The organism is Lysobacter enzymogenes, assembly GCF_017168095.1.
Lineage (GTDB): Bacteria > Pseudomonadota > Gammaproteobacteria > Xanthomonadales > Xanthomonadaceae > Lysobacter > Lysobacter enzymogenes_D.
Window position 1 is genome coordinate 1 of sequence record NZ_LXSD01000176.1, and the last position, 6,440, is coordinate 6,440.

The window sequence follows — 6,440 nt, forward strand, 5'->3', positions numbered from 1 at the left end:
CCGGCGCCGCGCGGCCGCCGCGCCGCCGGTCCGCGCCCGGCGGCGCGGCGCGATCGATACAGCGCGATCGATGCAGCGCGATCAATGCAGCGCAATCAACGCAGCGGCAAAACCAGCACCTGCGCGGTGCGCATCACTTCGCCGAAGGTGTCGGCGATCGACGCCAGCGCAGCGCGGTGCAAATCCGCGTGCGCCAGCACCGTGCCGTCGGCGGTGTCGAGATCGCGGGTGGCGCAGGCGTCGCCGGCGACGATCACCTCGAAACCCAGCGGCACCGCATCGCGCGCGGCGCTGGCGACGCAGGCGTGGGTCATGAGTCCCGCAATCACCAAGGTGTTGATGCCGGCCTGCTTGAGCTGCTGCTCGATGTCGGTGGTCGGGAACACGCTGACCGAGGTCTTGCGCACCACGCGGTGGTGCGCGGCCGGCTGCAGTTCGGCGTGGAAGCGCACGCCGTCGCCGTTCTCGGCGAACACCGGCGCAGCGGGCGGAGTTACATGCTGGACGTGGAAGACCGGCAGGCCGTTCGCATCGGCGTGGTCGACCAGTGCGCGCGCGTTGCGCAGCGCCGCCGCACCGTCGGGCAGCAGCATGCGGCCGCTGAAGTATTCGTTCTGGAAGTCGATGACGATCAAAGCGGTGCGGCCGGCGGCGAGCGCTTGCGGCACGGCGGCGCCGCCGATGGTGCGCAGGGTGGGATGGTTCATGACCAAGCTCCGTGGATGGATTCGAGGGGCAATACCCGTCCGTCGGCCGCAGCGGCTGCGGTCGGGTGCGGGTGGTGAGCGCGCTGCGGGGACGATGCGCGCCGAGGCGGCCGGGCGTGCAGTGCGCGAAGCGAAATTTAGGCCGGCCGCGGCGGCTGGGCCATTAAGCCGAGTATCGGCGGCTTAATCGATCGTCCAGGGCTGCGATGGCGGGCGCCCGGCCATCGTGGCCTGCGGCAAGGCCCGGGGTGTGCACCGCCGGTGTACTCAAGCGGATTCGCCCGTCGCCGCATTGCCGCGCCGGCTCGCGCCCGGCGGTTCTCCGGCGATGCTGCGGAACGCCAGATGCATCCCCACGACGGAGGCATAGCCGACCTGCTGGGCCACCGCCTCCTGCGACAGTTCGGTGCTGCGCAGCAGCCGCCGCGCTTCGGCCACGCGGATGCGCGCCAGATGCCGCGCCGGCGGCTCGCCGACCAGCGCGCTGAAGCGCGCCGACAAGGCCGACTTCGACAGGCCGGCGTGCGCGGCCAGTTCGTCCAGCGAGCATTTCTCGCCGAAGTGGGTGTACATGTAGTAGAGGCAGCGCGCGATGCGCGGATCGCGCAGCGCGGTGTCGGCCTGTTCCTCGCCCGCGCGCACCGCGCCGGCGACGGCCAGTTCCAGCGCCAGCGCGTAGATCAGTTCCAGCGCGCGCAGCAGCACCGGATTGCGCAATGCGGCGGTGCGTTCGAGCTCGCGGCTGAGTCCGTGCAGGGCGTGGCTCAGCATCGGTTCGCCGGCGATGGCCGCGGCCGGCGCGACCATGATCGCGCCGAACAGCCGGCACAGCGGCATCGCGCTGGTCGCGTCGTAGTGCAGGCCGGCGCACAGCGCGCGCGGCGCGATCTCGGCTTGCGCGCCGGTGCCATCGCCGCGCAGCAGCGCGGCGGGCAGTTCGGCGTCGGCCGTTGCGCCGGCCATGCGTTCGGCCACGCTGTGCGGCAGCAGCGCGAGATCGCCCTGCTCCAGCACCAGCGTGCGGCCGCGGTCGTCGAGTTCGACGCGGCCGCGCGCGGCGTACACGAACAGGGCATTGGCCGAGTCCGCGCCGTTCTCGCGCCAGCGCTGCGGCCGGTCGGTTTCGCAGACGAAGCGCGCTTCCAGCCGGACCCGGGTCAGCAAGGCGATCAACAGGTCGGCGTGTTGCTGCATGAGGCGATCGGGCGGGCGCACGGTGCGGTTGCGCCGACGATAAGCCAGCCGCCGCGCGCTTGTCAGCCGCGGCGCGCGCAACCGGCCGGTGCGGCAACATCGCGCCGGTGCGGCGCCGGGCGCGGGATCACTCGGGAACAATCCGGAAACGTCGTGGCTGCGAAGCGGCGCGCCTCACAAACAACGCAGCTTCAAAACAACGCGGCCGAAAACAACGCGGCCGCGGCCGACGCCGCGTCCGCGCGCTTCGACCGCTACGCGCCGGCCGCGCTCAGTACGAACCCACCGGCCGCGGCCGCGGCTCGAACATCGGCACGGTGACGCCCTGAGCCGGGCGGCCGTCGGCCTTCCACACCAGGGTCTCGGGCGGGAAGTCTTCCTTGCGCGTCATCGCGTCGATCTGCCTGGCGATCAGTTTCGCCGCGCCCTCGACTTCCGGATTCCAGGCGAACACGCCGGCCTGGCCGTACCACACCGCCGGCGCGGCGGCGTCGAGGCGGCGGTCGGGGCACATCGTGTAATTGCGCTGCGCCAGCACCCGCAGCGCGCCAACCGCAACCGCGCGCACGCCCGGCGTGGTGCGGTCCTTGGAATGGCCGGGGCACAGGCGCGAGGCCTTGGCGATGGCCGCTTCGTAGACTTCGTTGTCGCTCTGCGCATGCGCGGCGCCGGCGCCGAGCAGCAGCGCGAGCGCGAGCGGGAACAGGCGGCGGGGCGAGGCGGAACGCGCGCGGACACGACGCGGCGGGGTAAGGCTCGGCATGGCGAAACTCCTTGTTCGGCGACTGCGAAGGGGCACCGGGGGATGCCCGCGGGGCAAGGCCCCGGCGCCGATCCGATCGGCGCGCGCAGGGGCCGCCGGCAGGATAGCCAATGCCTTCGCCGCGAATGTAAGCGCAACGTGAGCCTCGGCGGCGGCGTGCATCGAGGATGGCGACTGCGCACTTCGATGGCGACATCAGCGCACATCGAAGCAACGCCGCACTTGTTTCGCGCACAAAAAAGGAGGGGCGTTCGCCCCTCCTGCGTCTGCTTCAGACCGGCCCGGAGCGGCGCTCCGGGCCGTAGCGCGCTCAGCGAACGCCGTCGCTGCCGCCGGTCTGCTGCGCGCCGGTGTCGCCGATCGGCGCATCGCCGCCCGCGGGCGCCGCCGCCATCGCCGAAGCGGCGCCGAAGCCGCTGGCCGGCGAGTACGACAGCAACAGGCCGAAGCTGGTGCCGGCATCCAGGCCGCTGGCGTGCTGGCGACGCAGCAGCAACGACAGGCGCCAGCGCCGCGCCAGTTCCATGTCCAGGCCCGCGCCGTAGCTCAGCGCGTTGTCGCCGTAGCTGCGCATGCGCAGCAGGTAGTCGTTGGCGGCCGGCAGGATCACGTAGTTCAGGCGCACGTCGCTGCGGTCTTCCAGCGCCTGGCGGTACTCGATCGTCCAGTACGGGCGGAACACGTTGCCGCGCGTGGTCAGGATCGGGAAGCTGCCTTCCAGGCCAAGCGCGGCGCCGCTGTTTTCCACCGTCTGCGAGCCGTAGCTCAGATCGTAGAGGCCGAGCCCGGTTTCGCGGTAGCCGTCGAGCTTGGTGCGGCTGCCGTCGAGGCGGCCGTAACCGGTCAGCAGCACGCCGCCTGCGCTGGTGTGCTCGTAACCGGCGGTCAGCGTGCCGAACACCTGGTCGCCTTCGCGATCGGCGCGAGCGGTGGCGCCGGCGGTCGCGCTGAAGCGGCGGATGTCGAAGTCCAGCCGGCCCCAGCCGAGGATGCCGTCGACGAACCAGCGCTCGCTCGGCCGCCACAGGCCGTACAGCGACAACGCGCGCTGCTTGGCTTCCAGCGTGGAGCGGCCGTCGTCGAGGTCGGTGTCGTTCCAGCCGAAGCCGCCGGCGACGCCGAGCAGGAAGCGCTCGCCCATGCGCCAGTCGGCGCCGACGGTGACGCCGTCGCTGCGGAAGTCGAAGCCGTCGCTGCGCGCGTTGCGGTCGCGCTGGCCGCTGCTGACGGTGCCGGCGGTCCACACGCCCCAGCCCTGCGGCAGGCGCGAACCATCGATCTGCGCGATCTGCTCGCCGCTCAGCGACATCCCGTTGCCGGAGCGGTTGCTCACGCTCAGCGCCAGGCCGTTGCTGGAACGGTTGGCGCCGGCGTAACGCTGCTGGCGCAGGCGGTCGTTGATGTTGGACTGCTGCGCGGCAGCGAAGCGCACGCTGGCGTCGGCCTGCGCCTGCAGGCCGCCGACCACGCTGGGATCGCGGGTCGGGTCGGGGCGGTCGGCCACGCTCAGCACCAGGCTGACGCTGCCCTGCAGATAGTTCGGCGTCGCCGCCTGGGTCGCGGTCAGCGTCGTCGTGCCGGGGCCGACGATGGTCACGCGGCGGCCGCTCACCGTCGCCACCGCCGTGTTGGAGCTGGCGAAGGTGAAGACGCCGTTGCTGTTGCTGCTCGGATTGGGCAGGTCGAACGCAGCCTCGCCGAGGGTCTTGGCGAGGTCGCCGATCCACGACAGCGTCGGCGCCGCGCCGCCGATCAGCACCTGCAGCGCGACTTGCGGCGCGGCGGTGTAGCTGGCGTTGCCGGCCTGGTCGGCGGTCAGCGCGCAGGTGCCCGCGGCGAGCATCGCCACAGTGCTGCCGCTGACCGTGCACACCGCCGGCGAAGTGCTGGCGAACGTGACCGGATTGCCCGAGGCGCCGCCGTTGGCCGACACCGCGAAGCTGCCGCCGGGCGTGTACACCGGCGTCGCCGGATTGGCGGCGAAGTCAGTGATCGCCTGCGCCGCGGCGCCGATGGTCACGTTCAACGACACCTGCGCGGCGGCGCTGTAGTTGCTGTCGCCGGCCTGGTTCGCGGTCAGGCCGCAGGTGCCGGCGCTGAGCATGGTCACGGTGCTGCCGTTGACCGTGCACACCGCAGCGGTGGTGCTGGCGAACACCACCGGGCTGGTCGACGCGCCCGGCGTGGCCGAGACCGCGAAGCTGCCGCCGGCGGCGAACACCGGCGCGGCCGGATTGGCGGCGAAACCGGTGATGGCCTGCGCGGCCAGGCCGATGGCGACGTTCAAGTTCACCTGCGGCGAAGCGCTGTAGTTGCCGTCACCGGCCTGGTTCGCGGTCAGCGCGCAGGTGCCCGCGCCGAGCATCGACACGGTGTTGCCGGCGACGGTGCACAGCGCCGGCGTGGTGCTGGCGAACACCACCGGGCTGGTCGACAGGCCCGGCGTCGCCGACACGGTGAAGCTGCCGCCCGGCGCGTACACCGGCGCGGCGGGATTGGCGGCGAAGTTGCTGATCGACTGGGTCGCCGCGCCGATGGTCACGTTCAACGTCGCCTGCGGCGCGGCGGCGTAGTTGCCGTTGCCGGCCTGGTCGGCGGTGAGCGCGCAGGTGCCGGCGCTGTGGATGGTCGCGGTGTTGCCGCTGATCGTACACACGCTGGCGCTGGTGCTGGCGAAGGTCACCGGATTGCCCGAGGCGCCGCCCGTGGCGGACACGGTGAAGGTGCCGCCCGGCGCGTACACCGGCGCGGCCGGATTGGCGGCGAAGGCGGAGATCGCCTGCGCGGCCTGGCCGATGGTCACATTCAAGTTCGCCTGCGGCGCGGCGCTGTAATTGGCGTTGCCGGCCTGGTTGGCGGTAAGCGCGCACGCGCCCGCGGCGACGGTGGTGACCGTGTTGCCGGCGACGGTGCATACCGCCGGTGTAGCACTGGCGAATACCACCGGATTGCCGGATGCGCCGCCGCTTGCCGACACCGTGAACGTGCCTCCCGGCGCATACGTCGGCGCAGCCGGATTGGCGGCGAACGCAGTGATGGCCTGCGCCCCCTGGGCGATGACCAGGGTGTAGGCGCGAGTGCCGCTGAAGCCGTTGCTGGAGGTCGCCTGGGCGGTGAAGTTGAACGAACCCGCCGCGGTCGGCGTGCCGCTCAGCGCGCCCGCGCCCGACAGGGTCAGCCCGGCCGGCAAGGCGCCGGCGCTGACCGCGAAGGTGTAAGGCGCGACGCCGCCGTTGCCGCTGCTGGCGCTGAGCGTCTGCGAATACGCGGTGGCGAGCGCGCCGTTGGGCAAGGTCGCCGGCGCGATCGCGACCGTGACCGTAGCGCAGCTCAGCGCGATGTTGGTCACGTCCGCGGCGATCGCCGCGCCGCTGGCCGGCGTTACCGAACACAACTGCCCGGGCGGCGCGCTGAGCACGCCGACGTTCCAGTTCGCGCCCTGCGGCAAGCGGGTGGGGAAGACGAAGGTGGTCGCGGCCTGGGCCACCACCACCTGCTGGCTGCTGGCCGGATTGGTCGCGCTCAGCTGCAGGGTGACCGGGCCGGTCTGGCCGGCCGCGGTGCCGCCGACCGAATACTGCGGCGCCGCGAAGCAGATCAGCGCCGCGCCGTTGCCGGCCTGCACGCCGTTGTTGAACACCACGCCGGTCAGGCCGGTCGCGGCCGAACTGCCGCCGCCACCGCCACCGCCGCCGCCGTTCCAGTTCTGCTGGCAGGCGGTGGTGCCCACGCCCGCGCCGCCGCCGCCCGCGCCGACCGTGGCGCCGCCGCCACCG

The 6,440-nt window shown here is 72.5% G+C and carries 4 protein-coding genes; all 4 read right to left on the bottom strand.

What is annotated here, in order from left to right; all coding sequences use genetic code 11:
- Nucleotides 1-95: 95 nt before the first annotated feature.
- Nucleotides 96-707 carry a cysteine hydrolase family protein gene (locus A7A76_RS04810; RefSeq protein WP_206410127.1) on the bottom strand — a complete coding sequence of 204 codons (612 nt, stop codon included), beginning with the start codon at nt 705-707 and terminating at the stop codon, nt 96-98.
- 267 nt (nt 708-974) lie between these two features.
- Nucleotides 975-1,901, bottom strand: coding sequence for a helix-turn-helix domain-containing protein (locus tag A7A76_RS04815; RefSeq protein ID WP_206410128.1), 927 nt, complete (start codon nt 1,899-1,901; stop codon nt 975-977).
- Nucleotides 1,902-2,172: 271 nt separating this feature from the next.
- Nucleotides 2,173-2,664 carry a hypothetical protein gene (locus tag A7A76_RS04820; RefSeq protein ID WP_241200730.1) on the bottom strand — a complete coding sequence of 164 codons (492 nt, stop codon included), beginning with the start codon at nt 2,662-2,664 and terminating at the stop codon, nt 2,173-2,175.
- 310 nt (nt 2,665-2,974) lie between these two features.
- A partial coding sequence (locus A7A76_RS04825) for an autotransporter domain-containing protein (RefSeq protein WP_206410129.1) occupies nt 2,975-6,440 on the bottom strand: 3,466 nt, incomplete at its 5' end.

Excerpts from the sequence above, each read along its gene's own strand:
- A7A76_RS04820 (WP_241200730.1), bottom strand. The coding sequence starts at position 2,664 with ATGCCGAGCCTTACCCCGCCGCGTCGTGTCCGCGCGCGTTCCGCCTCG.
- A7A76_RS04810 (WP_206410127.1), bottom strand. The coding sequence starts at position 707 with ATGAACCATCCCACCCTGCGCACCATCGGCGGCGCCGCCGTGCCGCAA.
- A7A76_RS04815 (WP_206410128.1), bottom strand. The coding sequence starts at position 1,901 with ATGCAGCAACACGCCGACCTGTTGATCGCCTTGCTGACCCGGGTCCGG.